Origin of the sequence: Burkholderia sp. 22PA0099 (assembly GCF_047497165.1) — a bacterium.
Classification (GTDB): Bacteria; Pseudomonadota; Gammaproteobacteria; order Burkholderiales; family Burkholderiaceae; genus Burkholderia.
Map to the genome: position 1 here is coordinate 3,323,629 of NZ_CP163164.1, position 25,695 is coordinate 3,349,323.

Annotated in this window: 23 protein-coding genes; 9 read left to right on the top strand and 14 right to left on the bottom strand. The window is 68.4% G+C overall.

The window, feature by feature from the left end; all coding sequences use genetic code 11:
- Positions 1 to 121: 121 nt before the first annotated feature.
- Positions 122 to 1,375, top strand: coding sequence for a diguanylate cyclase domain-containing protein (locus AB4851_RS14550; protein WP_414447799.1), 1,254 nt, complete (start codon positions 122 to 124; stop codon positions 1,373 to 1,375).
- 93 nt (positions 1,376 to 1,468) lie between these two features.
- On the opposite strand, the gene AB4851_RS14555 is transcribed toward AB4851_RS14550, so the two are convergent.
- The 3 genes from AB4851_RS14555 to AB4851_RS14565 form a co-directional block, all read right to left on the bottom strand.
- The gene (locus AB4851_RS14555; RefSeq protein WP_414447800.1) at positions 1,469 to 3,898 is read right to left on the bottom strand and encodes a membrane-bound PQQ-dependent dehydrogenase, glucose/quinate/shikimate family; all 2,430 of its coding nucleotides are present in this window, start codon (positions 3,896 to 3,898) and stop codon (positions 1,469 to 1,471) included.
- Positions 3,899 to 4,283: 385 nt separating this feature from the next.
- A complete protein-coding gene (locus tag AB4851_RS14560; protein ID WP_414447801.1) occupies positions 4,284 to 5,471 on the bottom strand; it encodes a porin in 1,188 nt (395 codons plus the stop codon).
- A 213-nt stretch (positions 5,472 to 5,684) separates the two neighbouring features.
- Positions 5,685 to 7,007: an MFS transporter gene (locus AB4851_RS14565; RefSeq protein WP_414447802.1), complete on the bottom strand. Its 1,323-nt coding sequence runs from the start codon at positions 7,005 to 7,007 to the stop codon at positions 5,685 to 5,687.
- Positions 7,008 to 7,463: 456 nt separating this feature from the next.
- Here AB4851_RS14565 and AB4851_RS14570 point away from each other — a divergent pair, with 456 nt between their 5' ends.
- The 6 genes from AB4851_RS14570 (at position 7,464) to AB4851_RS14595 (ending at position 13,218) form a co-directional block, all read left to right on the top strand.
- The gene (locus AB4851_RS14570; RefSeq protein WP_414447803.1) at positions 7,464 to 8,210 is read left to right on the top strand and encodes an SDR family NAD(P)-dependent oxidoreductase; all 747 of its coding nucleotides are present in this window, start codon (positions 7,464 to 7,466) and stop codon (positions 8,208 to 8,210) included.
- Positions 8,211 to 8,283: 73 nt separating this feature from the next.
- Positions 8,284 to 9,057 carry an SDR family NAD(P)-dependent oxidoreductase gene (locus AB4851_RS14575; protein WP_414447804.1) on the top strand — a complete coding sequence of 258 codons (774 nt, stop codon included), beginning with the start codon at positions 8,284 to 8,286 and terminating at the stop codon, positions 9,055 to 9,057.
- A gap of 11 nt (positions 9,058 to 9,068) precedes the next feature.
- Entirely contained in the window at positions 9,069 to 10,856 is a 1,788-nt protein-coding gene (locus tag AB4851_RS14580) for an FAD-dependent oxidoreductase (protein ID WP_414447805.1), read from the top strand.
- A gap of 5 nt (positions 10,857 to 10,861) precedes the next feature.
- A complete protein-coding gene (locus AB4851_RS14585) occupies positions 10,862 to 11,683 on the top strand; it encodes an SDR family NAD(P)-dependent oxidoreductase (protein WP_414447806.1) in 822 nt (273 codons plus the stop codon).
- A 48-nt stretch (positions 11,684 to 11,731) separates the two neighbouring features.
- Entirely contained in the window at positions 11,732 to 12,352 is a 621-nt protein-coding gene (locus AB4851_RS14590) for a glutathione S-transferase family protein (RefSeq protein ID WP_414447807.1), read from the top strand.
- A gap of 74 nt (positions 12,353 to 12,426) precedes the next feature.
- Complete coding sequence (locus AB4851_RS14595; protein WP_414447808.1) at positions 12,427 to 13,218, top strand: IclR family transcriptional regulator; 792 nt, start codon at positions 12,427 to 12,429, stop codon at positions 13,216 to 13,218.
- 59 nt (positions 13,219 to 13,277) lie between these two features.
- On the opposite strand, the gene AB4851_RS14600 is transcribed toward AB4851_RS14595, so the two are convergent.
- From AB4851_RS14600 to AB4851_RS14640, 9 genes are all read right to left on the bottom strand, one after another.
- On the bottom strand, positions 13,278 to 14,465 hold the full coding sequence (locus AB4851_RS14600) for a benzoate/H(+) symporter BenE family transporter (RefSeq protein ID WP_414447809.1): 1,188 nt from the start codon (positions 14,463 to 14,465) through the stop codon (positions 13,278 to 13,280).
- Positions 14,466 to 14,556: 91 nt separating this feature from the next.
- Positions 14,557 to 15,711, bottom strand: coding sequence for a branched-chain amino acid ABC transporter substrate-binding protein (locus tag AB4851_RS14605; protein WP_414447810.1), 1,155 nt, complete (start codon positions 15,709 to 15,711; stop codon positions 14,557 to 14,559).
- A gap of 186 nt (positions 15,712 to 15,897) precedes the next feature.
- Entirely contained in the window at positions 15,898 to 16,530 is a 633-nt protein-coding gene (locus tag AB4851_RS14610) for an N-carbamoylsarcosine amidohydrolase (protein ID WP_414441727.1), read from the bottom strand.
- A gap of 36 nt (positions 16,531 to 16,566) precedes the next feature.
- A complete protein-coding gene (locus tag AB4851_RS14615; protein ID WP_414447811.1) occupies positions 16,567 to 17,601 on the bottom strand; it encodes a 2,5-dihydroxypyridine 5,6-dioxygenase in 1,035 nt (344 codons plus the stop codon).
- A 1-nt stretch (position 17,602) separates the two neighbouring features.
- Complete coding sequence (locus tag AB4851_RS14620; protein WP_414447812.1) at positions 17,603 to 18,469, bottom strand: alpha/beta fold hydrolase; 867 nt, start codon at positions 18,467 to 18,469, stop codon at positions 17,603 to 17,605.
- 25 nt (positions 18,470 to 18,494) lie between these two features.
- Complete coding sequence (locus AB4851_RS14625) at positions 18,495 to 19,247, bottom strand: Asp/Glu racemase (protein WP_414449199.1); 753 nt, start codon at positions 19,245 to 19,247, stop codon at positions 18,495 to 18,497.
- 49 nt (positions 19,248 to 19,296) lie between these two features.
- Positions 19,297 to 20,502: an FAD-dependent monooxygenase gene (locus AB4851_RS14630; protein ID WP_414441724.1), complete on the bottom strand. Its 1,206-nt coding sequence runs from the start codon at positions 20,500 to 20,502 to the stop codon at positions 19,297 to 19,299.
- Between the two features lie 50 nt (positions 20,503 to 20,552).
- Positions 20,553 to 21,518 carry a PDR/VanB family oxidoreductase gene (locus AB4851_RS14635; protein WP_414447813.1) on the bottom strand — a complete coding sequence of 322 codons (966 nt, stop codon included), beginning with the start codon at positions 21,516 to 21,518 and terminating at the stop codon, positions 20,553 to 20,555.
- Positions 21,505 to 22,563 (bottom strand): Rieske 2Fe-2S domain-containing protein, encoded by a 1,059-nt coding sequence (locus AB4851_RS14640; RefSeq protein ID WP_414447814.1) that lies wholly within the window; start codon positions 22,561 to 22,563, stop codon positions 21,505 to 21,507. The genes AB4851_RS14635 and AB4851_RS14640 overlap by 14 nt, the downstream gene beginning before the upstream one ends.
- A 197-nt stretch (positions 22,564 to 22,760) precedes the next feature.
- Here AB4851_RS14640 and AB4851_RS14645 point away from each other — a divergent pair, with 197 nt between their 5' ends.
- Positions 22,761 to 23,594, top strand: a complete 834-nt coding sequence (locus AB4851_RS14645) for an AraC family transcriptional regulator (protein WP_414447815.1) — start codon at positions 22,761 to 22,763, stop codon at positions 23,592 to 23,594.
- Here the strand turns inward: AB4851_RS14645 and AB4851_RS14650 are convergent, their stop codons facing one another.
- Positions 23,595 to 24,254 (bottom strand): DUF4865 family protein, encoded by a 660-nt coding sequence (locus AB4851_RS14650; RefSeq protein ID WP_414447816.1) that lies wholly within the window; start codon positions 24,252 to 24,254, stop codon positions 23,595 to 23,597. It abuts the gene before it with no gap.
- Positions 24,255 to 24,315: 61 nt separating this feature from the next.
- Entirely contained in the window at positions 24,316 to 25,458 is a 1,143-nt protein-coding gene (locus AB4851_RS14655) for a rhodanese-like domain-containing protein (protein ID WP_414447817.1), read from the bottom strand.
- Here AB4851_RS14655 and AB4851_RS14660 point away from each other — a divergent pair.
- The gene (locus AB4851_RS14660) at positions 25,451 to 25,648 is read left to right on the top strand and encodes a hypothetical protein (protein WP_414447818.1); all 198 of its coding nucleotides are present in this window, start codon (positions 25,451 to 25,453) and stop codon (positions 25,646 to 25,648) included. The genes AB4851_RS14655 and AB4851_RS14660 overlap by 8 nt on opposite strands.
- Positions 25,649 to 25,695: the final 47 nt, after the last annotated feature.

Sequence of the window (25,695 nt, forward strand, 5' to 3'; positions counted from 1 at the left end):
CGCAAGTCCTCAGGTATCCTGTCTCGATATTCAAGAACAGGAGCGCAAAACGCCGACGTGAACGTGCCGCCACCCGCAGCCGTCCTCGGCGCCGCTCCGCTATTCGGCGCCCACGCACACGATGGTGAATGGACTGAAGCAGGCCCGCACGGCGCCCGGGGAAACGGCGCCGCGCCTGGGGGCACTGGCCGAGGGCGAGCTGAAGCGTTCGGGCTTTCGTCTGAGCTTTCCCGACGCCCTCGAAGCGCGCTACTGGCAAGACATTGCCACCGAGCGGCTCAGAGAATTGCGCTTCATCGCGCTATGGGGCATCGCCGGCTATTTCGTGCTCGGCGTGCTGCTGAACCTGATCGTGATCCGCCATCCCGACTGGCCGGACGTCGCGGTGCAACTGGTCGGCTCCAGCACCCTGGTGCTCGTCATCATCCGGTTGGGCTTGCGCGAGTCCGCCCCGGCGATGCTGCGCGAGGTGGCGCTGCTGGCCTGCTGCCTGGTGTGCAGCGTGGCGGCGATCCTGGTGGTGGCCGCCAAGCCGGAACCGGCCACGCTGCGCGATTACCTGCTGGCCATTCCGCCGTCGAGCTTCGTGCTGGTGTTCGTGCGGCTGCGCTTTCATCAAGCCGCGGCGTTCTTCGCGACCAATCTCGCCGTGTTCGCGCTGTGCCTGTTTCATAGTCCGGCGCTGACCCACGACGACGCCACCTTCCTGATCGGCTTCATGTGCACGCTGCTGCTGCCGGCGCTGGTCGGCGGCCACGCGTTCGAGCGCGTCTCGCGCCGCATCTACCTGCATCGGCTGCTCGATCGGCTTCGCAACGAAAGCCTCGCGGCAAGCAACGCCGCGCTGACCGGCCTGTCCTATACCGACTCGCTGACCGGCATCGCCAACCGGCGGCGGCTCGACGAGGCGCTGGCCGAGCTCGTCGCAATGCCCGGCTCGGCCGGCGCCCTGCTGCTGGTCGACATCGACCGCTTCAAGGCCTTCAACGACCGCCACGGCCACCTGGCCGGCGATACCTGCCTGTGCCATGTCGCGCAGTGCCTGACCGCGCAATTGCGGCGCGGCGACCTGCTGGCGCGCTTCGGCGGCGAAGAGTTCGCCATTCTGCTGCCGAACGCGGCCCTTGCCGAAGCCGAGCGCACCGCCGAACGGCTGCGCGAAGCCGTGCAGGGCCTGCACTTCATCGCGCAGGGCCAGCGCGCCAACGTCACGATCAGCATCGGCGTCGCCGAGCGCGCGGGGCTGACCACGCCGGATGCCTTGATCGGCGCGGCCGATACGGCGCTGTACGCCGCCAAGCGCGCCGGGCGCAACCGGGTGCAGGTCGCAAGCGGCGCGTTCGCCGATGCACTCGCCTCGAAAGCGAACGTCTGAACCCGCGCACGCATAAAAAACAGGCCGGAGATCACTCCCCGGCCTGTTCGTCCGCATGACCGCTACCTCGCGGCCCTCGCTACTTGCTTCGGATTACTTCACATCCGGCAACGCGTAGGCGATCACGTCGTCGCCGCGATCGGGCGACTGGCGCGCGCCGCCGGCCGAAATCACGATGTACTGCTTGCCGTTCACCACATAGCTGATCGGCGTGCCCTGGCTGCCGACCGGCAGGCGGGCCTTCCACACTTCGCGGCCGGTGGAGCTGTCGAACGCGCGCAGGTAGTAGTCCTGCGTGGCGGCGAAGAACACCAGGCCGCCGCCGGTGGCGAGCGAGCCGCCGATGGTCGGCATGCCGATCGGGGCTGGCATGTGCATCTGGATGCCGGCCAGGCGCGTGTCCTGCACGGTGCCGAGCGGCACCTGCCAGGCGATCTTGCGGGTCTTCAGGTCGATCGCCGTCATCGAGCCGAACGGCGGCTTCTGGCACGGGATGCCGAGCGGCGAGAAGAAGCGATCCTTCACCACCGAGTACGGCGTGCCGCCGAGCGGCACCGCGCCCATGCCCGCATTGACCGATTCGTTGCCGTCGGACGTGCCGCCCCGGTTTTCTGCCTTGACGAAGCGCACCCACAGGCCCAGACGCATGTCGTTCGCGTAGATCATGCCGGCGTTCGGGTCGTACGAGAGGCCGCCCCAGTTCATGCCGCCCAGCGAGCCGGGGAAGCTCAGCGAGGTATCGGTGCTCGGCGACGTGAACAGGCCGTCGTAGCGCATGCCGTGGAAAATCACGCGGCACATCATCTGGTCGATCGGCGTCATGCCCCACATGTCCTTGCCGTTCAGCACCTCGGCGCCGATCTGCGGCATGCCCACCGACAACGGCTGGGTGAGCGAATAATGCTCGTAGGGCACGCTGGCCGCCTTGACCGGATGCTCGACGACCTTCGTCAACGGCTTGCCGGTCAGGCGGTCGAGCACGAACAACTGGCCCATCTTGGTGCCGATGATCAGCGCGGGCACCGTCTTGCCGTCCGCCACCGGGAAGTCGATCAGCGTCGGCTGCATCGGCACGTCGTAGTCCCACAGGTCGTGGTGGACCGTCTGGAAGTGCCACTTCTCGGCGCCGGTGGTGGCGTCGACGGCGAGGATCGAGGCGCCGTAGCCTTCGTCCAGGCGCGTGCGCTTCACACCCCACAGGTCGATCGCCGCGCCGCCCACCGGCATGTAGACGGTGTTCGAGCTGGCGTCGTACGACATCGGCGCCCACACGTTCGGCGTCGAGCGCACGAACGTCTTGCCGTCGACGGGCGCTTCGTGATCCTGAGGATTGCCGGGATCGAACGCCCACTTCATCTTGCCGGTAATCACGTCGAAGCCGCGAATCACGCCGCCCGGCATGTCGAGCGTGACGTTGTCGGCCACCCGGCCGCCCACCACCACGGTGGTGCCGGCCAGCGTCGGGGCCGAGGTCATCTGGTACAGCGGGCTCTTGGCCGAGCCGAGGCCCGTCTTGAGATCCACCTTGCCGCCCTGGCCGAAGTCCGGGCACAGCTTGCCGGTGTCGGCGTCGAGCGCCACCAGCGTCGCATCGATCGTGTTCATGAAGATGCGGCGGCGGCACAGCGCCTGCTCGCCCGGCGCGGCAATCGGCGTGACGGGCGTCGAGCCCTTCGCCGTGGGCTGCACGAGCGGCTTGCCGCTGTCGAAATACGCCAGGCCGCGGCAGCGCACCCACACCGTCGTCTTGGTCGGGAACGCATGACGCCAGTTTTCATGGCCGGTGGCCGCGTCGATCGAGATCACCGTGTTGTGCGGCGAGCACAGGAACAACGTCTTGCCCACTTGCAGCGGCGTTTCCTGATCTTCCGAACCGCCGCCGGTCGGGCTCTGCGGCACGTCGCCGGTGTGGTAGGTCCACGCCACCTGCAGGTTCTTGACCGTCTCGCGATTGATCTGGCCGAAGCCCGAGAAGCGATCGCCGCCATCGCCGTGGCCGTAGGCCGTCCAGTCGCCCTTGCCTGCCTCGCTGTCGGCCAGCGCCGCGCCGGATTCCACGCCGAACGTGCCGTGCGGGATGAACATGCCGTACACGAAGCCGACATTGCAGAGCAGCAGCACCAGCGCAAGCGCCCACGCGCCGCCCTTCGCCGCGCCCTTGCCTTCGAGGCGGCGCAGCACCGGGTACAGCGGCACGATCAGCATCGCGATCATCGAGAACATGAAGATCCGGGCGTTCAGCGCCCAGAAATCGAGGCCCGCTTCCCACACGGCCCAGAGGGCGGTGGCGATCAGCGCGATCACGAAGATCGTCACGGCGCCCGCGCGGCGGCGCACGAACTGCACGCCGGAGGCACACATCGCGAGGCCCATCAGCAGGTAGTACCAGGAGCCGCCGCGCGCGATCAGCATCGCGCCGCCGATCACGAAGACCAGGCCGAGCAGCACGCCCACCACGCCGATGATCGGGAATCCGATACGAACGGCCGGGGACGGTGTTTCAGAGGGAGATGGATTCGACATCGCTCATTCTCGTTAGGAGACCAGAATGTACATACCGGGAGCAAGATCCCGAGAGAACGGTCGAGCGGAGGGGGCGGCAAGCCGGCGGGGGCGCGTCGCGCGATGGCGCGGCCTCGGCCGGTGCGGCAGGACGAGCCGCATGGCATTCGCACGCGGCCCGAGACACACGACGAAAGCACGCGCCTACCCGGCGCTCGGTGTCTCGTCATATGTTCTTGATGCGAACAGTTGTTTTACTGTCGCACGGCGGCGATTATAGTCGAGGCCTGCGTTTTCGTGTGCAAAATTCACGAAACAGTTAAAAAATTCCGTGCTTCGGACCCATGAAACAAGGGGTCCGGCACCGCACACGGCGCCGAACCCCGATCGCACGACCCCGCGCCGATCAGAACTTGTGCCGCAACGCCGCCCGCAACATGATCTGGTGATTGTTCGACGAATCGCCGAGGTTCGCGATGTCGGCCACCGCCGCGCCGCCCGTCGACGCGGTGCCCGAGGCGCGCTGCCATGCACCCTCCACATACACGTCGGTGCGCTTCGACAGCAGGTAATCGGCCATCAGGCTCACTTGGTGAAAGTGCTGGCCGCCCACCGAGCGGCCGTTGGTCAGCGCCACGCCGTGCCCGCTCAGATAATCGTACGCAGCACTGAGGAACAGCACCGGATTGACCCTGTACTTGGCCGCGAAATCCACGTTGTCGAAGCGCGCGCTGCGATCGGCGAAGCCGCTGCCGAGGCCGCCGTATTGCGTGTTCGAATACGAGGTGGTCAGCACGAGCGGCCCGACCGTGTAGCCGCCGCCGACGATCGCCGTCTGGTAGGCGCTGGCGCTCGCATAGCCCTTGTTCAGCGCGTTCGACAGCACCGTCGCGCCGTTCGCGTTGTCGGTAAACAAGCCCGAGCCGGCCGTGGCGGAGGTCGGGTTCTTGAAGTATTCGAACGCGCCGCCGAGCATCAGCGGGCCGTTGTTGTACGCGAAGCCGAGCGAATAGCCGCTGTTGGCCGTGCCGTTGCCGGCCACGCCGCCCACCGCGTATTCGCCGCCGAACGTGAAGCCGGCGTAGTCCGGGCTCATGTAGCGCACCGCATTGTTCACGCGGATCGTGTTGCCGGTGTTGTCGAGGTCGCCCGGATGCAGGAACGGCGCGGAGCCGGCCTGCGCGCCGGCCGAGGTCAGCGGCTGGCCGAAGTAGAACATCATGTCGTACTGGCGGCCGAACGTGACGCTGCCGAAGCGCTCGTGCTTCAGGCCCACGAAGATCTGCCGGCCGAACGCGGTGCCGCCCTGCGCGAACGCGCCGCTGTTCAGGTTGATGCCCGATTCGAGCGTGAAGATCGCGCGCATCCCGCCGCCCAGATCCTCCGAGCCGGTCAGGCCCCAGCGGCTACCGTTGATGCCGCTGGTGGAATCGAGGAACGTGCGGCTGCCGCCCGTCGGGCCGCCCACGTTGTTCTGGTACATCACGCCTTCATCGAGAATCCCGTACAGCGTCACCGAGCTTTGCGCGTGCGCGCCCTGGGCGAGCGAACCGAGTGCGACGCAGCCGAGCGCCATTTTCGTGACCGATTTCATGCAAAAGTTCTCCAATATATAGTTGTACTACTTGATTTTTCGCGAGTCGAAACAGCCCGCGCCCCTCGCTGAACGAGGTGCGTCGAAGCTCACATCGGGAAAGTCGGGAGCGCGCCGGGCCAGCCAGTGCGCGCCCTCGGTCGGGCAGCGTCGCGCGGCACGCACGCGACGCGGGCCAGAACAGCGCCCGTCAGGACGCCATCGGCGCCATCGTCAAGACGCCGTACGCGCCTCGGGCGCGGCACGCACCCGCGAGAACGCGGGCACCAGCAACACCAGCGCGATCGCGCCGATCAGCACGAACCCGCCCATCGTGGCGATGGCGATGCGGAAGCTGCCGCTGGTTTGCGTGAGCCAGCCGATGATGGTCGGGCCGAAGAAGCCGCCGAGGTTCGACACGGCATTGACGAAGGCCAGCACGGCCGCCGCCGCGGTGCCGCTGAAGAACATGGTCGGCAGCGTCCAGTAGGCCGGCATGCAGGCATACAGGCCGATCATCGCCACGCAGAACGCCGACATCGCGATCACCGGGTTGTCAAGGTTGTACGCCGCCACCACGAACGCCACGCACGACAGCACCAGCGGCTGGGCCACGTCCGACAGGCGCAGCGCGCGGTTGCGGCAGCGGCGCGACCAGAGCAGCATCGCCCCCGCGCCGAGCAGGTTCGGCAGCGCGCTGAGCAGGCCCACCTGCAGCGTGGACACATGGAACGTCTTGATGATCTGCGGCAGCCAGAAGCCCGCGCCGTAGAAGCCGATCACGAAGCACACGCCCGTGAACGTCACCACCAGCGTGCGCCAGTCGAGCAGCACCTTGAGCACGTGCGCGGCGCTGTGCGGGTCGCCGTCGGCGAGATCCTCGGCCTGTTCGCGGTCGATCTTCGCCTGCAGCCAGTTGCGTTGCTCGGCCGTCAGCCAGCGCGCCTGCGACGGACGCTCCAGCAGAACCCGGTACGTCACCACGCCCAGCACGATCGCCGGAATGCCCTCGACGATGAACAGCCAGCGCCAGCCCGGAATCCCGCCCAGCCCGTCGAACGCCTGCAGGATCAGCGACGACACCGGCCCGCCGATGGCCGCCGCCACCGGCAGCGAGATCATGAAGCGCGCGATGATCTGCGTGCGGTACTCGCGCGGAAACCAGAACGTCAGGAAGAACAGCACGCCGGGAAAGAAGCCCGCCTCGCTCACCCCGAGCAGGAAGCGCACCACATAGAACGAATTCGGCCCGGCGATCATCGAGGTGGCCAGCGTGACGAAGCCCCACACCACCATGATCCGCGCCAGCCAGACGCGCGCGCCGAACTTCACCATCAACAAATTGCTCGGCACTTCGAACGGCAGCATGCCGATGAAGAAGATGCCCGCGCCCAGGCCGTACATCGCCGGGGTCAGGCCGAGATCGCGGTTCATCTGCAGCGCGGCGAACCCGACGTTGGTGCGGTCGATGTAGCTGACGATGTACAGCAGGAACAGGAAGGGAATCAGCTTGGTGGCCGTCTTCCTGAGGACGGCGCGTTCGTCTACGGCATTCATGAATGTCTCCTTACCGGGCGCCAGATGAAACGTGCGCCCCAATCTTGTCAAGCGTGCTCTGGACGGCCGCCTGGTGTTCGTCTGCCCGCGCCGGCGCGTTGCAGCAGTGGGCGCCGGTGGCGGGCGGATGCGGATGCGAGGGCGATCGGATCGCCGGGAAGCGTGGGTGGGTCTCTGCGTCGAACTCCATTTTGCGTAATTGATTACGCACAGCGTAAATTCGTCCTCCGCGCCTGAACAATGCTCGAAAACCCGAGGAACGCACGGCTTCGGCAGCCGTGCAACACGGCGAAATCGGGCAAAGTGCCTTGTTTTCCTACCGCTTTCCTTGATTTCAAACGACTTACGCCACCCTCGAACGTGACGCGTCAGCCGCTCTCCGGGTTTCCGAGCATTGTTGCACGCCGCCAAGAAAATTTACGATTAGCGTAATCTTTTACGCAAAACAGGATATCCATGGCGGCAACAAAACATGCAGCGGCAAAGCCGTTCGCCCTCGTCACCGGCGCGGCCGGCGGAATCGGCCGCGCGATCGTGCGGCGTCTGTCGGACGACGGTTTTCATGTGGTCGCGCTCGACCTGAACCAGGCGGCGGTGGAGGAAGTGGCCGCCTCGGTGCGCGCGGCGGGCGGCTCGGCCGAGGCGCATGCGGTGGACTTGCGCGATGCGGCCGCGCTCGGCGCGCTGCTCGATGCGCTGCCGCGCGTCGATGCGCTGGTCAACAACGCGGGCATCTTCGACGAGCGCGCGTTCATGGAATTGAGCGCCGAGGATTTTCGTCGGCATTACGAACTGAACGTGGTGGCGCTGTTCTCGCTGAGCCAGCTCGCGGCCAAGCGGCTGCCGGCCGGCGGCAAGATCGTCAACATCGCCTCGCGCGCCTATCTCGGCGCGCGCAATCACGCGCATTACGTGGCGGCCAAGGCCGCCGTGGTGGGCCTGACGCGCGCGATGGCGATGGAATTGATGGAGCGCGGGATCGTCGTCAACGCGGTGGCGCCGGGGCTGGTGGATACGCCGATGCTTCAGGCGCTCACGCCCGAGCGGCGCGCCGCGCAACTCGCGCTGCAACCCACCGGGCGCGCCGCGCAGCCGGCCGACATCGCCAACGCGGTGGCCTTCCTGGCCTCGCCGCGCACCGATTTCATCATCGGGCAGACGCTGATGGTGGATGGCGGCAAATCGCTCGGCGGCAGCCTCTGACGCCACCGTCCCCCTCGCTTGTCGGCCGGACGCGCCGCGCCCGGCCGGCACCCCACCCGCAAGGATCCTCAGCATGACAAACCATCAGTCCTCCCGACGTATCGCGCTCGTCACGGGCGGCGCCGGCGGCATAGGCGTCGCGATCTGCCGGGCGCTGGCCGCTGCCGGGCACCGTGTGGCGGTTACCGACCTGCGGCTCGACGCCGCCCGCCAGGTGGCCGATTCGCTGCCCGGCAGCGGCCACGGCGCGTTCGCGCTCAACGTCGCCAGCGAGGCCGACGTGCAGGCCGCGTTCGATGCCGTCACGGCCCAACTCGGCCGCCCCGAAATCCTGGTGCACAGCGCCGGCATCCTGCATTTCAAGCCCGACGGCGACCGCCCGCTCGTGATCGAAACCTCGCTGGCCGACTGGCAGCGCAACCTCGACATCAACCAGACCGGCTGCTTTCTGGTGTGCCGCGAATACGCGCGCCGCCTGCCGGCCGGCCCGAGCTTCGGGCGCGTGGTGACGCTGTCGTCGGTGGCCGCGCAACTGGGCGGCTACCGCTCGAACGCGGCCTACATCGCCAGCAAGGCGGCCGTGCTCGGCTTGACCAAGGCGCTCGCGCGCGAACTGGCGCCGCAGGGCGTGACCGTCAATGCGGTCGCACCGGGCATGATCGACGCGCCGATGCTGCGCCTGTCGCTGCCGCCCGAGAAGGACGCGGCGGCGGCCGCCGCGATCCCGCTGAACCGGCTCGGCCTGCCCGAGGACGTCGCGGCGGCGGTGGTGCATCTGGTCAGCCCCGAGGCCGGCTATCAGACAGGCACCACGGTCGACGTGAACGGCGGCTACCGCATGCAATGACGGAGACGATCATGCGCAACCCCTCTCAAACCGGCGACGACTACGACGTCGTCGTGATCGGCTCGGGCGCGGGCGGCCTCGGCACGGCGCTGGTGTGCCGGCAGGCCGGGCTCTCGGTGCTGGTGCTGGAGAAAACCGAACTGTATGGCGGCTCGACCGCGCTATCGGGCGGCGCCGTGTGGATTCCCGACAACGGCCACATGGCCGGCGTGGGCCACACCGATTCGCTCGACGCCGCGCGCCGCTACCTGCGCCAGACGGTCGGCCCCGCGCTGCGCGAGGACATGATGGACGCGTTCCTGGCGCACGGCCCGGAGATGGTCCGCTTCATGGAGCGGCATACCGAGGTGAAGTTTGTCGCGCGCGCCGTGTCGCCCGACTACCAGCCCGAACTCGACGGCGCGATGCCGGGCGGACGCACCATCGACCCGGCGCCGTTCGACGGCCGCACGCTCGGCCCGCTGTTCGAGGCGCTGCGCGGGCCGCTCGCGAGCTTCCTCGCGCTCGGCGGCATGATGGTCAACAAGAAGGACATCGACGCGCTGCTGGCCATGCATCGCAGCGGCGCGGCGCTGGCGCACGCCGTGCCGCTGCTCGCGCGCTACGCGATCGACCGGTTGCGCTGGTCGCGCGGCACGCGGCTGGTGCTCGGCAATGCGCTGGCCGCGCGGCTGCTGAAATCGGCGAACGACGCCGGCATCGTGCTGCGCAACCGCGCCAAGGTCACGCGCATCGAAACCGAGGCCGGCCGCGCGAGCGGCGTGACGGTGGAACTGGATGGCACCGCGCGCCGCATCCGCGCGCGGCGCGCGGTGGTGCTGGCCACCGGCGGCATCGCGCAGAACAAGGCGTTGCGCGCGCAACTCGTGCCGCATGCGGACCTGCATCGCTCGATGGCGCCCGAGGGCAATGCCGGCGACGGCGCGGCGCTGGCCGCCCCGCTCGGCGGCCATCTGGCCGGCGGCAACGCGGGCGCGGCGTTCTGGGCGCCCGTTTCGGTATTCCGCGACGAACGCGGCCGCGAGGCGCAGTTCCCGCACCTCGTCACCGATCGCCAGAAGCCCGGCATCCTGGCCGTCAACGCGGCCGGCCGGCGCTTCGCCAACGAGGCCAGCTCGTATCACGATTTCGTGGCCTCGATGCATCGCGCCCACGCCAGCACGCCGTGCGTGCCGGCCTGGCTGGTGTGCGACGCGCGCTTTCTGCGCCGCTACGGCCTGGGCCGCGTGCGGCCTCGCTCGCTCGAAGTCGGCCGCTACCTGCGCAGCGGCTATCTGAAACGCGGCGCGACGCTCGACGCGCTGGCCCACGAAATCGGCGTGCCGGCCGCCGCGCTGACCGACAGCGCGCGGCGCATGAACGAGGCCGCCGCCTCGGGCGTGGACGCCGAATTCGGCCGCGGCAAGTCCGCCTACGACCGCTATCTCGGCGACCCGGCACACCAGCCGAATCCGTGCCTCGGCCCGATCGACACCGGCCCGTTCTACGCCGTGCAGATCGTGCCCGGCGACATCGGCAGCGCCACCGGCCTCGACACCGACCCGCACGCACGCGTGCTCGACGGCGCCGGCCGGCCGATCCCCGGCCTGTATGCGGTGGGCAACGACATGAACTCCGTGATGGCCGGCACCTATCCGGCGGCAGGCATCACGCTCGGCCCGGCGCTGACGTTCGGCTATATCGCGGCGCGCGACATCGTCGACGGCGGCCCGGCCTTGCCCCTGACCGACGCCACCCAGGCCGCGCGCGATGCGCAACTGCCGCTCGCCACCCCGAACCCCGTTCTCAAGGACGCCTGACCATCGTGATCGTCAACCCCACCCAACGCCTCGCGTTCGTGACCGGCGCCGCCAGCGGCATCGGCGCAGCCGTGTGCGAACTGCTGGCCGCGCGCGGCGTGGCCATCGCCGCCGCCGATCTCGACCCGGCCGGCCTCGACACGCTGCACGAGCGGCTCGGCCCGGCCGTGCCGTTCTTCTCCGCTGTGGTGGACGTGCGCGACGACGCGCAGATCGCCGCGTTCGTCGCCCGCGTCGAAGCCGAATTCGGCGCGATCACCGACGTCGTGCCGTGCGCCGGCGTGGCGCGCAGCGCGCCCGCCGAACGGATGAGCGCCGAGCAGTGGGACCTGGTGCTCGACATCAACCTGCGCGGCACGTTCCTGACCTGCCGCCACGCCGCCGCCGCGATGTTGCCGCGCGGCCGGGGCAGCATCGTCTGCCTCGCCTCGATCACCGCGCGCGGCGGCCAGCCCGGCCGCGCCAACTACGCGGCGTCGAAGTGGGGCTTGGTCGGCCTCGTCAAGAGCCTCGCCACCGAATGGGGCCATCGCGGCGTGCGCGTCAACGCGGTCGCGCCGAACGGCGTGGACACGCCGATGCTGACCGCCGGCGTGCCGCAGGCGTTTCGCGAGGACGTGATGCTCGATCGCACGCCGCTCGGCCGGTTCGCGCAGGTCGGCGAAGTGGCCGAGGCGATCGCGTTCCTGCTGTCCGATTCGGCGTCCTATATCACCGGCACGGTGCTCGACGTGGACGGCGGCCTGACCGCCGGCTACCTGACCCACGCGCACGGCAACGATTACGCGCTGCACACGCCGTTGCACGCGCAACCGCCCGCCGCCTGAGCGCCACCGCGGCATCGCGCCCGCGCCCAACCCATTTCCGGAGATCCCATGTCGTCCCAATCCATCACGCCCGGCGTGTACTACTCCCCGATGTCGCCGTTCGTGCGCAAGGTGCTCGTGTGCGCCGCCGAACTCGGCATCGAGCTGGAGCCTCTGTCGCGCCAGTTGTCCCCCGTCTCGCGCAACGCCGAGGTGGCCGCGCACAATCCGCTCGGCCAGGTGCCGACGCTGGTCGGCACGCCGCTCGACGAGGCGCTGTACGACAGCCGGGTGATCTGCGAATACCTCGATGCGCCGCACGGCAAGCTGTTCCCCACCGGCGACGCCCGCTGGCGCGCGCTGCGCGAGCAGGCGCTGGCCGACGGCATGCTGAACGCCGCGCTGCTGCGCCGCTACGAACAGGTGATCCGGCCCGACGGCGGCCGTCACGCGCCGTGGGACGACGGCCAGCACGAGAAGGTGGTGGCCGCGCTCGACCGCTTCGAGCAGTGGGCACCTGAATTCGGCGCGCGCGTGGAGATCGGCACCATCAGCATCGCCTGCGCGCTCGGCTACCTCGACCTGCGCTTTCCCGAGCAGAACTGGCGCGCACGCCCGGCGCTGGCCGCATGGCACGCGCAATTCGCGCAGCGCGCGTCGATGCTCGCGACGCGCCACCCGGACGCCTGAAACGTGCCCGACCGGCCGCCTCGCTCGGGGTAAACTGGCGGCTTTCCCGATCCCCCGTTCACCCCGACGAGCCCATGGCCACCAGCGACGACACCCGCAAGAACCCTCGACACCGCGTGCAATCGGCCGAAACGGGCGCCGAAATCCTCAAGGCGCTCGCCAGCCTCGGCCCGTCCGCCTCGCTGACCAACATCGCCGAGGCCTCCGCGATGGCGCCCGCCAAGGCGCACCGCTACCTGCAGGCGATGATCGCCAGCGGCCTGGCCACCCAGGAAAAGCAATCCGGCCGCTACGCGCTCGGGCCGGCGGCCGTGGCGATCGGCCTGGCCGCGCTCGCGCAGATCGACGTGGTGGGCAATATCTCCGACATGCTGCCCGACCTGCGCGACGCCACCGGCATCACCTGTTTCGTGGCGGTCTGGGCCAACCACGGGCCGACCGTGGTGCGGGTGCTGGAGATGGTGGGCGAAGTCACGGTGCTCACGCGCGCCGGCGCGACCATGCCGCTGCTGCGCTCGGCCACCGGCCTGACCTACGCGGCGCACCTGCCGATGCCGGTGCTCGCGCCGGTGCTGGCTCACGAGCCGAAAAGCCTGCAGGAACAGTTCGCCGACGCGGCCTCGTCGTTGCAGGCCGAACTGCGCGCGGCGCGCGAGGAAGGCATCGTGGTGATCGAAGGCCTGATGGTGCCCGGCATCGCCGCCACCGCCGTGCCGATCTTCGATGCGCACAGCCAGATCGCGGCCGTGGTCACGGCGATCGGGCCGTACAACCGCTTCGATTCGAAGCGCGACGGCCCGCTGGCCGAGCAGTTGAAGGCGTTCGGCAAGCGCGCGAGCCAGCGGCTCGGCGCGCCGATTTTTTGAAGTGAAGCCCGAAGCGCGAACCCGAAGCGGGGGCGCCATGCCCTCGCCTCGCACTCGCCTCAGCCCCGCCGCCGGTCGATCACATGCCCGGCCACGCACCCCGCCACCACGCCCCAGAACGGCGCGCCGATGCCGAGCAGGCTGAAGTTCGCGCTGGTCACCACGAACACCACCAGCGCGCCGGTCGGATAGGCCGACGAGAACGCCGACACGAACGCCTTCTCCAGCACGCCGAACATCGCCAGGCCGGCCAGCACCACCACGAATGCGGCCGGCAGGTTGGTCAGCAGATACACGTAGCCGGTCGCGAAGCAGCCGATCGCGAGGAACACCACGGCGGCCATCAGCGCCGCGATGTAGTGGCGGCCGGTGCGGCCGTCCGACACCAGGATCGCGTTCGACGGCCCCGCCAGCACCGACGGGCAGCCGCCGAACACGCCCGTCAGCGCGGTCAGCACGCCGCTGCACACGGTCACGAGCTTCGACGAGGCGGGATACCCGGCATGGCGGATCACGGCGATGCCCTGCGCGTTCTGCACGAACAGCACCGTCACCAGCAGCGGCACCAGCAGTTGCGAGATCGCGTGCAGGTTGAACACCGGCGCGACCAGCATCGGTGTGGCCAGCCACTCGCCGCTCATGCCGCGCGGCCAGCGAAAACCGGTCAGCGCCAGCATCGCCACGCCGGCCACCACCGCGCCGATCACGGGCGGCACGCTGCGCCGGCCGTGCCGCTCCATCCAGGTCAGCGCGAAGAACGCCACGATCATCGCCACGCTCACATGGGGCGCGCTGCCGGTGGCGTCGACGATCGCCACCACGTAGCGCAGGAACAGCGCGGCGATCATCGCCATCACGATCGGCATCGGCACCCAGCGGTCGAGCACCTTGACCGCGCCCGTCACGCCGAGCAGCACCAGCACCAGCGCGCACACCAGATAGGTGCCCACCGCGGCCGAAAACCCGTATTGCGCGATCACCGGCCCGGCCAGCACCGCGCCGGGAATGGTCCAGAGGAACAGCAGCGGCTGGCGCGTCTTCCAGCTCACCACCATGCTGGCCAGCGCGTTGATGGCCAGCACCGAGAACAGCCAGGAGGAGGTTTGATGCAGCGTCAGGCCGCCCTGGCGCGCGGCCGCGATGATGATCGCCACCGGGCCGGTGGCCGAGAAGCTCACGCTGACGAACGCGAGCACGAGGTAAAGCGGCCAGTCGCGCTGCGGGGTCTTGATCGTTGTCGACGTCATGAAAACCTTGAATGCCTTGCTCGGAAACCTGCATTGCCGGGCGAACCGGCCGGGCCGTGGGCACGGCCCCGGCCCGCCCCGGCGGCCGGCGTCAGTTGCCGGCCTTGGTCACCACCGTCTTCCACTCGGTGCCCGCCACCTGATAGAGCGTGGAGGCGGCGTTCTTCAGGTCGCCGTCGGGCTGGAACGCGATGGTGCCGGTCGCGCCGTCGAAGGTACTCGATTTGATCGCCGCGTTGAAGACTTTCGGATCGGTCGAGCCGGCCTTCTCCATCGCCGCGATCACGAGGTTCGCCGCATCGTAGGCGAACGACGCGTAGGCCAGCATGTCGTGCCCGTAGGCCTTCTTGAAATCGCCCGCGAAGCGCTTGCCCGAAGCGGTCGATTCGAGCGGATGGCCGTATTCCCACGCCATCGCGCCATCGGCGGCCGGGCCGGCCAGCTTGATGAAATCGGCGTCCATCACGCCGCCGCCGCCCACGAACTGCGTCTTCATGCCGAGTTGCTTCATGCGCTTGACGATCATCGCGGCCTGCGCGTCGAGCACGCCGCAATAGAGCAGATCCGCGTTCATGCTCTTGATGTGCGTGAGCTGCGAGCTGAAATCGACGGCCTTGTCGTTGGTGAACTGGTGATCGACGATCGTGCCGCCCGCCGCCTTGACGGCCTTCTCGAACTCCTCGGCCTCGCCCTGGCCGAACGCGGTGCGGTCGTCCAGCACGGCGATGCGCTTGGCCTTGGTGACGGTCATCGCATAGGTGCCGGCCGCGCCGGCGTTCTGCGCGTCGTTGGCGATCACGCGATACACGGTGGTCAAGCCGGCCTGCGCGATGGCCGGGTTGGTGGCGGCCGGCGTCAGCATCGGAATGCCGGCCTTGGCGTACACCTGCGAGGCCGGCAGCGTGGTGCCGGAGTTGAAGTGCCCCACCACGAACGCCACGCCGCCATCCACCAGTTGCTGCGCGACCTGCACGCCGGTGCGCGGGTCGGCCTGGTCGTCGCCCGACACCACCTGGAACGTCACGGCATTGCCGTTGATGACGGGATGCTTCGCATTGGCCTCGGCCACCGCCATCTTCACACCCGCCTCGATGTCCTTGCCGTAGGCGGCGTTGCCGCCCGTCATCGGGCCGGCCACCCCGACCTTGACGATCACGTCTTGCGCCTGCACCTGCAAGGCGGCTACCGACAACACCACACCGAGCAGAGCGGCGAGGGGGCGAAGCTTGAACGCACTGGAACTCATCTCGAATCCTTTCTTCAGAATGATTTTGACGTAGCGTCGACACGCGCCGGCTTCGGATCGAAACCGCTTCGTGGTCGGGCGCGCACTACCGGACAGCGTGTCCCCCCTTCCGTCTGTTCTTGTTGTCGAGCATGTGGGGTATTGCAGGATCCATGCCAGTTTTCTGCACGAATTCGAGGCGCGCGATCAGCCTGCCGGCATCGCGTCGAACAGCGCGAGCGCCGCGTCGCGCGACATCACGCTCGCGTATTTCTGGCCCATGTCGAACAGGTTCGCCTCGTGCGGCCCGAGCGCGCGGTCGCCCACGCAATCGGCCAGCACGAACGGGCGGAAGCCGTATTGCATGGCGTCCACCACGCTGGCGCGCACGCAGCCGCTGGTCACCGCACCGCCCACCACCAGCGTGCGCACGCCGCGATGCGCGAGCCAGGCGGCCAGCGAGGTGCCGAAGAACGCCGACGGCACCGTCTTGCGCACCACCAGTTCGCCCTCGCGCGGTGCAAGCGCATCGACGATTGCACTGGCATGGTCGTGTTCCTTCAGCGTGGCCATGCCGGGCACCTTCATCGAAAACACGTTGTGATCCGAATCGTCGTCGGCATACACGATGCGCGAGTGCGCCACCGGCCAGCCGCGCGCACGCGCGTGGGCCAGCAGCGGCACCGCGTTGTCGATCGCGGCCGGGATGTTGCCGCCGCCGAAGCGCGCCGGATCGGCGAAGCCGTTGACGAAATCAACCAGCAGCAGCGCGATCGGCGCGGCCGGTTCGAGCGTCGAGCCAAAGCCCTGGCGGCGATAGGTGTCGAGGTCGTTGGACATGGGAGGGATGCGGTTCGTTGAGAGGTTGGCCCGGGGTCAGCGGTCGAGCGTCTTGCCGTCGCGCACCACGGGCTCGCCGTCGAGCGACACCGTGCAATGGCGCAGCGGCACATCGATATGGCACGCCGTGGTGCGCGCGCCGCCGGCCTCGTTGTTGGGTCCGAGCGAGAACAGGAAATTGCCTTCGTAGGCGCGCGCGTCCATGCCGATGGTGGCCTCGCGGTCGTACAGGCCCAGCGTGGACCAGCGCGCGCGGGCTTGCAGCCCCCAGCCGATATGCGAAATCGCGTAGGCCTCCGGATCGTCGAACGCGGCCATGTAGTCGCGCAGCAGCGCGGCGTCCACCCCGCCTTCGATGCGCGTGGCGAAGCCGTTTTCCACGGTCAGCTCGATCGGGTCCTGCACATAGCGCTTCTGCGGCAGCAGGATGTCGCCGCGATCGATCACGATCCTGCCGTGCGCGCCGCGCTCGTTCGGAAACGTCAGCGCGAAGCCGCTCGGCCAGTGATCCCAGCGGCCCGGCGCATCCACGAAGCCGTATTCGGCGATCGGCTCGAACTCGCCGAGGGGGCAATGCAGATCGGTGCCGGCCGCCGACGCGGCGTGCATGACCCGTGCGCCGGCGATGCGCGCCTGCGCGGCCAGCACGCGCTCGCGATCCTGCACGGTGGGCAGCAGCCGCACCAGCACCTCGGGCGGCTCCACGGCCAGCAGGATCCTGGTGCCGGATTTCAGGATGTCGAGCTGTTCGGGCGAGAACAGCAGCGTCATCAGGTCGAGCACCAGGTCGCTCGCCTTCAGCGCGGCGATCGCGGCGCGGTTGCCGGTGAGCGGCGTGGTGCCGAGATAGGCCAGCGCGTCGCGGCTCAGGGATTTCTCGCCGTTGACGGGCGGCAGGTCGAGCCGGTTGACGATCGCGCCCATCAACTGCACCGCCACCAGCGCGGCCGACAGCGTTTGCGGATGGGTGCTCGCGCCGGTCAGGATCGTGACGGTCTGGCCCGGTTCGAGCCGCGACAGGCGCAGCACCTTTTTCCAGGCGTCGATCAATTGGTAATCGCTGACCGGCATGTCATTCCCCTTGCTTGAGCGGATCGAGTGGATCGAGCGGCGGCAGCGCCGTGCCGAGAAACGCGCCGAATGCGGCGTAGAAGCCCGCTTCGTCGTCCCACGGAATCATGTGGCCGGCGTTCGCCACGCGGCGATGCACCAGTTGCGGCATCGCGGCGGCGATCTCGTCCACGTCCTCGGCGCGCACCACGTCGCCGCGCCCGGCCGTGATCAGCAGCGTCGGGATCGACACCTGCGGCATGTCGGCGTGCACATCGTCGGTATGGAAACCGTCGAAACTGGCCAGCACGGCGCGCTCGTCGCAGGTGTGCAGCCATTCGGCGCGGCATTGCAGTTGCGCGTCGGTCCAGGTCGGGCAGAACTCGCGCATCGCCGCGCCCGTCATGCCGGCGCGCGCGAGCCGCATCGAATCGACGTACCACGGCAGCTTCGCCGGATAGGCGCGGCGGCCCGGGCCGGACACGGGCGGATCGATCATCGCGAGCCGCGCCAGCCCGGCCGGTTTGGCGCGCGCGGCGCGCAGGCCGATGCGCGCGCCCATCGAATGCCCGGCCACGCTGTAGCGCGCGAGGCCGAGCGCATCGGCGAACGCCACCAGGTCGGCGGCCTGCGCGTCGAGGCTGTAGTCGAGCGCGTCGCCGGCCGACGACAGGCCACGCCCGCGCACGTCGAGCACGTAGGTGTCGAAGCACTGCCCGAACCACGCGCCAACGAAATCCCAGGTGGCGGCCGGGCTGGTGATGCCCGGCACGATCACCACCGGGTCGTGCGCGGCGCGCAGCGCCTCGCCGCCGTATCGCAAGTAATGCTGACGAATGCCGTTGGCGTGCACATGGCCGCCGCCGATCAGCGTAGTGGGATTCGACATGAAACGCTCCGTAGTCCGTACGTGTTCAATAAGCGCCGGACAGCAGCGCACCGGCGCCCGGCACCACGGCTTCGAGGCCGAGCTGCTTGAGCATCGCGTAGGTGGTGGCCACGGCCGCCGTGATCACCGGCTTGCCCGTCATCGCCTCCACCTTCGCGATGGCCGGCAGCGACGGCATCTGCACGCAGGCCGACAGCACGATCGCATCGGCATCCTGATAACGAAGCGTCTTGACGATCTCGGGCAGGCGTTCCGGGTCGTGGCGCGCCACGTCGAGGTTGTCGGGAATCTCCAGCGCGCGGTAGTCGATCACCTCGTAGCCTTCCTCGCGGATGTAGTCCACCACCAGTTCGGTCAGCGGCTTGAGATACGGCGCGACCACCACGATCTTCCTCGCGCCGATCGTGGCCAGCGCATCCACCAGCGCGCCGGCGCTCGTGATGACCGGGGCCTGCGCGTCGTTCTCGGCCGTGCGCGCCGTCAGGCGCGCCTGCGACACGCGGTGATAGCCGTGCCCCATCGCCATGATCGCGACCAGGCAGGCATAGCCGAGCACGTCCACGCGCGCGTCGCTCAGTTCGAGCGCGCAGCGATCGGATTCCACGTCCATCGCGGCCAGTTCCTCCTTGACCACGCGCTTCATGCGCATGCGGCTGGAATGGAACGTGAAGCGTTCGGGGCGAATTCGCTCGCGCGCCGTCAGCATCGCGGGAATCTCGGTCTCCATCGTGGTGTTCGAACTCGGCACGATCTGGCCGATCCGGTAGGGCTTCGTCATGGGCTGCATGGGCAATTCCGTTGGCTGGCAAGCGATGGTTCGATGCGCGTCACGCGGGCTGATGAAAGCGCTCGATACAGCGCACCGCGTCGTATTCGTAGACCCATTCGGCCTTGATGCCGACCGCGTTCGGGTTCTTCTCCTGCTCCAGGCGCATCGCCTCGTCGCGGCGCGCCTGTTCCTCGGGCGAGGCCAGGTGATAGGTGCGGCCGCGCTCGCGCGCCTCCAGCTGCACGCGCGCGGTGCGCGGCCGGCGCTCGCGCTCGTAGGCGTCGAGCGCATCGTCGAGCCGCTCGAAATGCGTCAGCGCCTGCGCCAGCACGTAGGCATCCTCGATCGCCATCGCCGCGCCTTGCGACAGGAACGGCAGCATCGGGTGCGCGGCGTCGCCGAGCAGCGTCGCGCCGCCCTTCGACCATTGCGGCATCGGATCGCGATCGAACAGCCCCCACTTGAACGTGGTGCTGCTGTCGGTCAGCTTGAACAGTTCGACCAGATCGGGGTGCCAGCCTTCGTAGGCGGCCAGCAGTTCCTCGCGCGAACTCGGCTCGGTCCACGATTCCGCCACCCAGTCGGCGCTCTCGTTGACGGCCACGATGTTGACGGCCTTGCCGCCCTTCACGTAATAGGTCACCACGTGCGCCTTCGGCCCCATCCAGAACGACGCGTCCGGGCTGACGAACGGCAGCGGGTGCGACTCCACCGGCACCAGCGCGCGCCAGCACATATGGCCCGTGAAGCTGGCCGGCGCTTCGCCCCACAGCGAGGCGCGCACCGCCGAGTGGATGCCGTCCGCGCCCACGATCAGGTCGGCCGTGAAGCGGCTGCCATCGGCGAAATGCGCGGTGGCCTGCTCGCCGTCGAGCGTGACGCGCTCGCACTGCGCGTTGAACGTGACGTTCTCGGGCTTGATGTCGCGCGACAGGATCGCGTGCAGATCGGCGCGATGCACATGATAGAAATCCGCGCCGAACAGCCGTTGGCAGATCGCCTTGAGCGGCGTGCGGAACAACTGGCGCGCGCTGTCCCAGTTGCGGCCCATCATCGCCTCGGGCAGGAAACCCACTGCCTCCAAGCTGTCCGCCAGGCCGAGCGCATGCAGCACCTTGACCGCGTTCGGCGTCATCTGCACACCCGCGCCGATCTCGCCAAACGCCGGCGCGCGCTCGAACACATGGGCCTCGATGCCCGCCTTCTGGAGCGCCAGCGCAAGCGCCACGCCGCCGATGCCACCGCCTACGATTCCGATTTTCATGAGGATTCCTTTGAGTATTGAGCAGTATTCCGGTGCCGTTCCCGGTGGGGCTACAGATCCAGCACCAGCGACGTTCCTTCGCCACGCGAGCAGCAGATCATCATGCTGCGGTTCGCGCGCCGCTGATCGGGCGTCAGGACCGAATCGCGATGCACGATCTCGCCGGCCAGCACGCTCACCTCGCACGCGCCGCACACGCCTTCCTCGCACGAATACGATGCGTCCACGCCCGCTTCGAGGCAGGCCTGCAGCAGCGTCTGCCCGGCGTCCACCGTCAGCGTTTTTCCCGAGCGCACGAGGCGCACCTGGAACGTATCGGCCGGCAGCAGCGCCGCCGCATCGGCGCCGAAGCGCTCGCGGTGCGCCATGCCTTCCGGCCGGTTCTCGCAGGCCGCATCGAACGCGGCCAGCATCGCTTCGGGGCCGCAGCAATACAGTTGCGCATCCATCGGCACGTCGCGAATCACCTCGCCGATGCGCGGCGAGCGGCCATCCTGCCGCGTTTCCGCGTGATGCAGATGCACGCCGGGCGCATCGCGCAATTCGTCGAGAAACAGCGTGCGGGCGCGGCTCGCGCTCCAGTAATGCAGTTCCACCGCCGCGCCGTCCTGCCTCAGGCGCCGGTACATCGACACGATCGGCGTGATGCCGATGCCGCCCGCGAACAGCACGTAGCGGCGCGCTCCGGCGGCCAGGCCGAAATGATTGCGCGGCATCGACAAGCGGTAATGCCGCCCGACCACGCTGTCGTAATGCAGCGCGCGCGAGCCGCCGCGGCCGTCCTCGGCCACCTGCACGGCGATCGTGTAGCTGCCCGGCGCGGCCGGCGGCCAGAGCAGCGAATACTGGCGGCGATGCTCGCCGCAAGCCTGCACATCCACATGCGCGCCCGGCTCGAAGGCCGGCAGCGCAGCGCCGTCGGGCGCGTCGAAGCGATACAGGTTGATGCCCTGCGCGCCGTAGGCGACCGCGCCGAGCCGCAGTTCCAGTTCGCTGGGGGCTTCAGATGACGCCATACGAAATGCCCTTGTTGCGAAGCCACATGCGGTAGCGCTGGCCCATCAGGTCGGTGCGGTGATGCAGCTCGTAGCGCAGCTCGGTGGGAATCCGCTCGGGCCGCTGCGTCTCGACGATGTCCTTGTCCTGGTTGAAGATCACGTCGGCGCGCTCGCGCACCGCCTGCGGATCGGGCGACGGCTGCACGTTGAGCGCCGCGCACACGCGCACGATGCAATGCTTGTCGTCCACCATCTGCACCGTGAAGAACGTGCCGAACAGATCGGAGTGCTCGGTAACCGGCTTGCCGCTCGCGTCCGATTGCTGGGTGCGCTTGCGGAAGTAGGCCACCAGCGGGGCAAACGTGTGATACGTGTAGAACGCGATCAACGGGCGGCCGGTGGCGTCGCCCACCGGCTGGAACACGCGCACTTCCGACGATTTGAGGATGCCGCCCGTTTCTTCCACCGTGTACGGTTCGAGGCGGTCCGCGTCGTCCTTCACGCCGTTCAGGCCGGCGTGCACGAACGGGAAATGCGAGGCGTCGATGAAGTTCTCGATCGCGCGGTAGCCGTTGGCGTTGTACACGTACGGGCCGCTGTGCACCTTCATGAATGACGCATCGTTCCAGTCGGGGAAATCGGGAATATCCGCCTGCGGCTCGCCCAGGCACACCCACACGAAGCCGAAGCGCTCCTGCGCCGCGTACGGAAACGCCACCGCCTTCTTCATCGGCTTCTCGTCGGGCGCGGCCGGCATTCTGGTGCACTTGCCGGTGCAGTCGTATTCCCAGCCGTGATACGGGCACACCACGTGATCGTTGGCGATCCAGCCCTTCGAGAGCCGCGCACCGCGATGGATGCACAGGTCTTCCCACACGTGGATCTCGCCCGATTCGCTGCGCCACACGATCAGGTCGCGCTCCAGCAGGCGGGCCGGATAGATCGTGCCGGGCTGGAAGTCGTCGGCATAGCCCACCACGTGCCAGTCGTTGAGCAGGACCGGGTCCTGGCATCCGTCGGCGGCGGTGATCGGGATGGTTTTGATTTCGGCTGGCGCGTTCATGGTGGCCTTCTCGCTCCGGGTGATGTGTTGGAGCCAGTATCGAGGGCCAATTTGCGTCTGTCGTTTTAACAAACCGCCAATCGATCTTCATAACCCGCCATTTCGCGCGGCGGGCCGCCGGTATTTTTTTTCGCGTTGACAGCCGGGTTTTCGTGCGGATAAATCGGTGATTGATCCGCTTTTCGACCGGCCGCGCCATGTCCTATACGAAGACCCTGCACGGCTCCTACTCGCAATTCGACCCCGATGTCGAGCCCGGCATGGCGATGGCGCTGCGCATCGACCTGTCCACCGTGGAAGACGAACAGCCCGTGCACCAGCATCGCAAGGCGCAACTGGTGATCTCGCTGCGCGGCAGCGTGACGTGCCGCGTGGCCGATGCGCTGCTGATGGTGTTGCCCGAATCGGGCGTGTGGATTCCGGGCAACCTGCCGCACAGCAACAAGGCCAGCCTCGACGCGCAGATCATCTTCCTGTTCGTCGACCAGGATGCGATGTCACTCCCTTCGCATTCCTGCATATTGTCGATCACGCCGCTGGTGCGCGAGATGGTGATCCACCTGGCCGATCAGGGCGACCGGTTTCCCGACGACGAGGCCTACGCGCAGTTCTGCGCGGTGCTGCTCGGCCAGCTTTCACGTGCGAGCGTCGAGCAGCTTTCGCTGCCGCTGACGGTGCACCCGAAGCTGCGCCCGGTGTGCAACGCGTTGATCGACCAGCCGGGGGATCGCCGCTCGCGCGCCGATTGGGCGCGCGAGGTGGCCATGAGCGAGCGCACCTTCGACCGGCTCGTCATGAAGGAAACCGGCCTGAGCTTCGGCCGGTGGCGGCAGCAATTGCAATTGATCGTCGCGTTGCGCGACTTGTCGGCGGGCATCAGCGTGCAGCGCGTGGCGCTGACGCTCGGCTACGAATCCACCACCGCCTTCATCATCATGTTCAAGAAGGCGTTCGGCGTGCCGCCGGGCCGCTATATCGTCGATCACCGGCCGCAGTTCAAGCCGGCCCTGGCGGCGCCGGCCACGGCCTAGCTACGCTGTGCGAAGCGCCTTGTCGGCGGCCGGTTTGGAGGCCGATTCGGAAGCCGGGTTGGAAGCCGATTCGGAAGCCGATTCGGCGGCCCCCGCCACGCCGCGCCACCCCGGCGCGGCCAGATACGCGATCTCGTAGCCGATGCCCGCCTCCGGCGTGCGCAGCGGCGCGGCGCTGATTTCCAGACGCAACAGCTTCCACGCGCTCACGTCGAGGCCGACGATCGCCGCGATGGTGTCCTTGCGCGTGACGGCCGCCTCGGCGCGGGCCGTTTCGGCGCGCCGCAGGCCGATCAGGTCGGTCTCCTCGTCGAGTTCGAACTCGTGCTTGTAGATCGACAGCGCCGCACGCGACGCGTCGTTCACCTGTACGGCGATCGGCAACCAGGTGCGAATCTCGGGCCGTCCGAACGATTCGAGCACGGGCCGGAAGCGCGGCCCGGTCACGAAATCGGCCGCCGCGTTTTCACTGAGCCACAGGTAGATCGACGTGTACGCGTGATGCGGCGCGCCGTGCACGCCGCGCTCGCGCAGCGCGAACGCCTTGAACGCCAGCCCCTGCGCATCGTCCCAGGCCGCGCCGCGCACGCGGCCGCGCGCGCGGATCTGGTCGATGTCGTAGTCGAACGGCAGGCGGTGCTCGTATTGCTTGATCAGCATGATCCGGTTCCTTTCTTCGGCGGAGGTCGAACGGTCACGGTAGCAAGCGAGCGCAGGCGGCTCAATTCACGCTTGCATATTTCTGCGATGACGATTCGCGATCGTGCGCGGCCAGCACCGCCACCTCCCAACCGCGCTGCCGCAACCAATATGCAGTGGTGCGGGCGCGCGTGCCGTCGTCGTCGGTCAGCACCACGCGTGCACCGCGCGTGGCCAGCGTGCGATACGTAATGCCGAGCAATTGGCCGCCCGGCGCGGAGATCGCATCGGGTGCATGGCCCGCGTCGTATTCGTCGCGCGAGCGCACGTCGAGCAAGTAGGTGGTGCGCCCGGCTTCGGCGCGCCACGCCGCCAGCCCGGCCGCATCGATCTCGGCCACCGGTACGCGCTCGCCCAGTTGCGCGACACGATCCGTTGCGTACGCAACCGCTTCCTCGCTGGCGCGACCGCGGCTCGCATCCGCGCCCTGCTCCAGAGTGAACGATGCGCGCGTCCAGCCCACCGTGCCGTCCTCCAGCAGCGCGACGCGATTCGGCACGCCCGCGTCGATCAAGGTTTGCGCGCCGATGATCGCGCGCGGCAGGCCGGCGCACGACACCACCACGAACGCATCCGGGTCGGGCACCGCATCGCGGAAACGCTGCAGGATTTCCTCGCCCGGTGCGTTGAGCGCGCCCGGCACGTGGGCATCGGCGAATTCGGCCGGCGTGCGCGTATCGATCACCACCACGTTGCCGCCCGCCTCGCGCAGCGCGTGCAGTTGCGCGGCGTCGATCGACGGCGTGGCGCGCAGGTCGCGAATGCTGCCCGCGAAGATGTTGCCGGGGATGTCGAACGTCGGCTGGCCGAGCGCATCGCCCGCAGCCCAGGCGCGCGTGCCGCCCGCCAGCACGTACAGGTCGGTGTAGCCGAGCGCGGCGAGCCGCTCGGCCGCCTGCGCGGCCTCGCCGTGGCCGCCGTTCGTGCCGTTCGCGCTGTCGCCGCCGTCCACCAGCACCACGCGCACCGAGCGGCGCGGCACGTAGTTGGCCACCTCGTCGGCCAGCCGCGCGAGCGGCAGGTTGGTCGCGTAGAGCGGCGCGCCGTTGCCGAACGCGGCGGCATCGCGCACGTCGAGCACGGCGAGTTCGTGATCGGCCGGCCCGAGGCCCGACTGGGTCAGCCAGGTGTGCAGGGTGGCGCGCTGGATGGGGCGAATGCTCAAGATCGTCTCCGCTTCGATATCGGTAAAGGGGCGCACAGATATACGGTCGAACCGGCCGCGCGACAACCAACAAAAGCCGATTAGGAATCGCGAAAAATCGCGCATGCGCGAATCGAATCGCAATGATGAGTTTCGCATATCACTGCACGATCCGCCCGCGCATCAACGCCGAAAAATCGCCAACCCTTAGCAGTTTTCGTTCTTTGCGAAGCGAGACGGGGGCGTGATTTACTTTGC

Excerpts from the sequence above, each read along its gene's own strand:
- AB4851_RS14570 (WP_414447803.1), top strand. The coding sequence starts at position 7,464 with ATGGCGGCAACAAAACATGCAGCGGCAAAGCCGTTCGCCCTCGTCACC.
- AB4851_RS14615 (WP_414447811.1), bottom strand. The coding sequence starts at position 17,601 with ATGCCGGTCAGCGATTACCAATTGATCGACGCCTGGAAAAAGGTGCTG.
- AB4851_RS14550 (WP_414447799.1), top strand. The coding sequence starts at position 122 with ATGGTGAATGGACTGAAGCAGGCCCGCACGGCGCCCGGGGAAACGGCG.
- AB4851_RS14605 (WP_414447810.1), bottom strand. The coding sequence starts at position 15,711 with ATGAGTTCCAGTGCGTTCAAGCTTCGCCCCCTCGCCGCTCTGCTCGGT.
- AB4851_RS14630 (WP_414441724.1), bottom strand. The coding sequence starts at position 20,502 with ATGAAAATCGGAATCGTAGGCGGTGGCATCGGCGGCGTGGCGCTTGCG.
- AB4851_RS14625 (WP_414449199.1), bottom strand. The coding sequence starts at position 19,247 with ATGACGAAGCCCTACCGGATCGGCCAGATCGTGCCGAGTTCGAACACC.
- AB4851_RS14600 (WP_414447809.1), bottom strand. The coding sequence starts at position 14,465 with ATGACGTCGACAACGATCAAGACCCCGCAGCGCGACTGGCCGCTTTAC.
- AB4851_RS14590 (WP_414447807.1), top strand. The coding sequence starts at position 11,732 with ATGTCGTCCCAATCCATCACGCCCGGCGTGTACTACTCCCCGATGTCG.
- AB4851_RS14645 (WP_414447815.1), top strand. The coding sequence starts at position 22,761 with ATGTCCTATACGAAGACCCTGCACGGCTCCTACTCGCAATTCGACCCC.
- AB4851_RS14620 (WP_414447812.1), bottom strand. The coding sequence starts at position 18,469 with ATGTCGAATCCCACTACGCTGATCGGCGGCGGCCATGTGCACGCCAAC.
- AB4851_RS14635 (WP_414447813.1), bottom strand. The coding sequence starts at position 21,518 with ATGGCGTCATCTGAAGCCCCCAGCGAACTGGAACTGCGGCTCGGCGCG.
- AB4851_RS14640 (WP_414447814.1), bottom strand. The coding sequence starts at position 22,563 with ATGAACGCGCCAGCCGAAATCAAAACCATCCCGATCACCGCCGCCGAC.
- AB4851_RS14560 (WP_414447801.1), bottom strand. The coding sequence starts at position 5,471 with ATGAAATCGGTCACGAAAATGGCGCTCGGCTGCGTCGCACTCGGTTCG.
- AB4851_RS14575 (WP_414447804.1), top strand. The coding sequence starts at position 8,284 with ATGACAAACCATCAGTCCTCCCGACGTATCGCGCTCGTCACGGGCGGC.
- AB4851_RS14595 (WP_414447808.1), top strand. The coding sequence starts at position 12,427 with ATGGCCACCAGCGACGACACCCGCAAGAACCCTCGACACCGCGTGCAA.
- AB4851_RS14555 (WP_414447800.1), bottom strand. The coding sequence starts at position 3,898 with ATGTCGAATCCATCTCCCTCTGAAACACCGTCCCCGGCCGTTCGTATC.
- AB4851_RS14610 (WP_414441727.1), bottom strand. The coding sequence starts at position 16,530 with ATGTCCAACGACCTCGACACCTATCGCCGCCAGGGCTTTGGCTCGACG.
- AB4851_RS14660 (WP_414447818.1), top strand. The coding sequence starts at position 25,451 with ATGCTCAAGATCGTCTCCGCTTCGATATCGGTAAAGGGGCGCACAGAT.
- AB4851_RS14580 (WP_414447805.1), top strand. The coding sequence starts at position 9,069 with ATGCGCAACCCCTCTCAAACCGGCGACGACTACGACGTCGTCGTGATC.
- AB4851_RS14650 (WP_414447816.1), bottom strand. The coding sequence starts at position 24,254 with ATGCTGATCAAGCAATACGAGCACCGCCTGCCGTTCGACTACGACATC.
- AB4851_RS14565 (WP_414447802.1), bottom strand. The coding sequence starts at position 7,007 with ATGAATGCCGTAGACGAACGCGCCGTCCTCAGGAAGACGGCCACCAAG.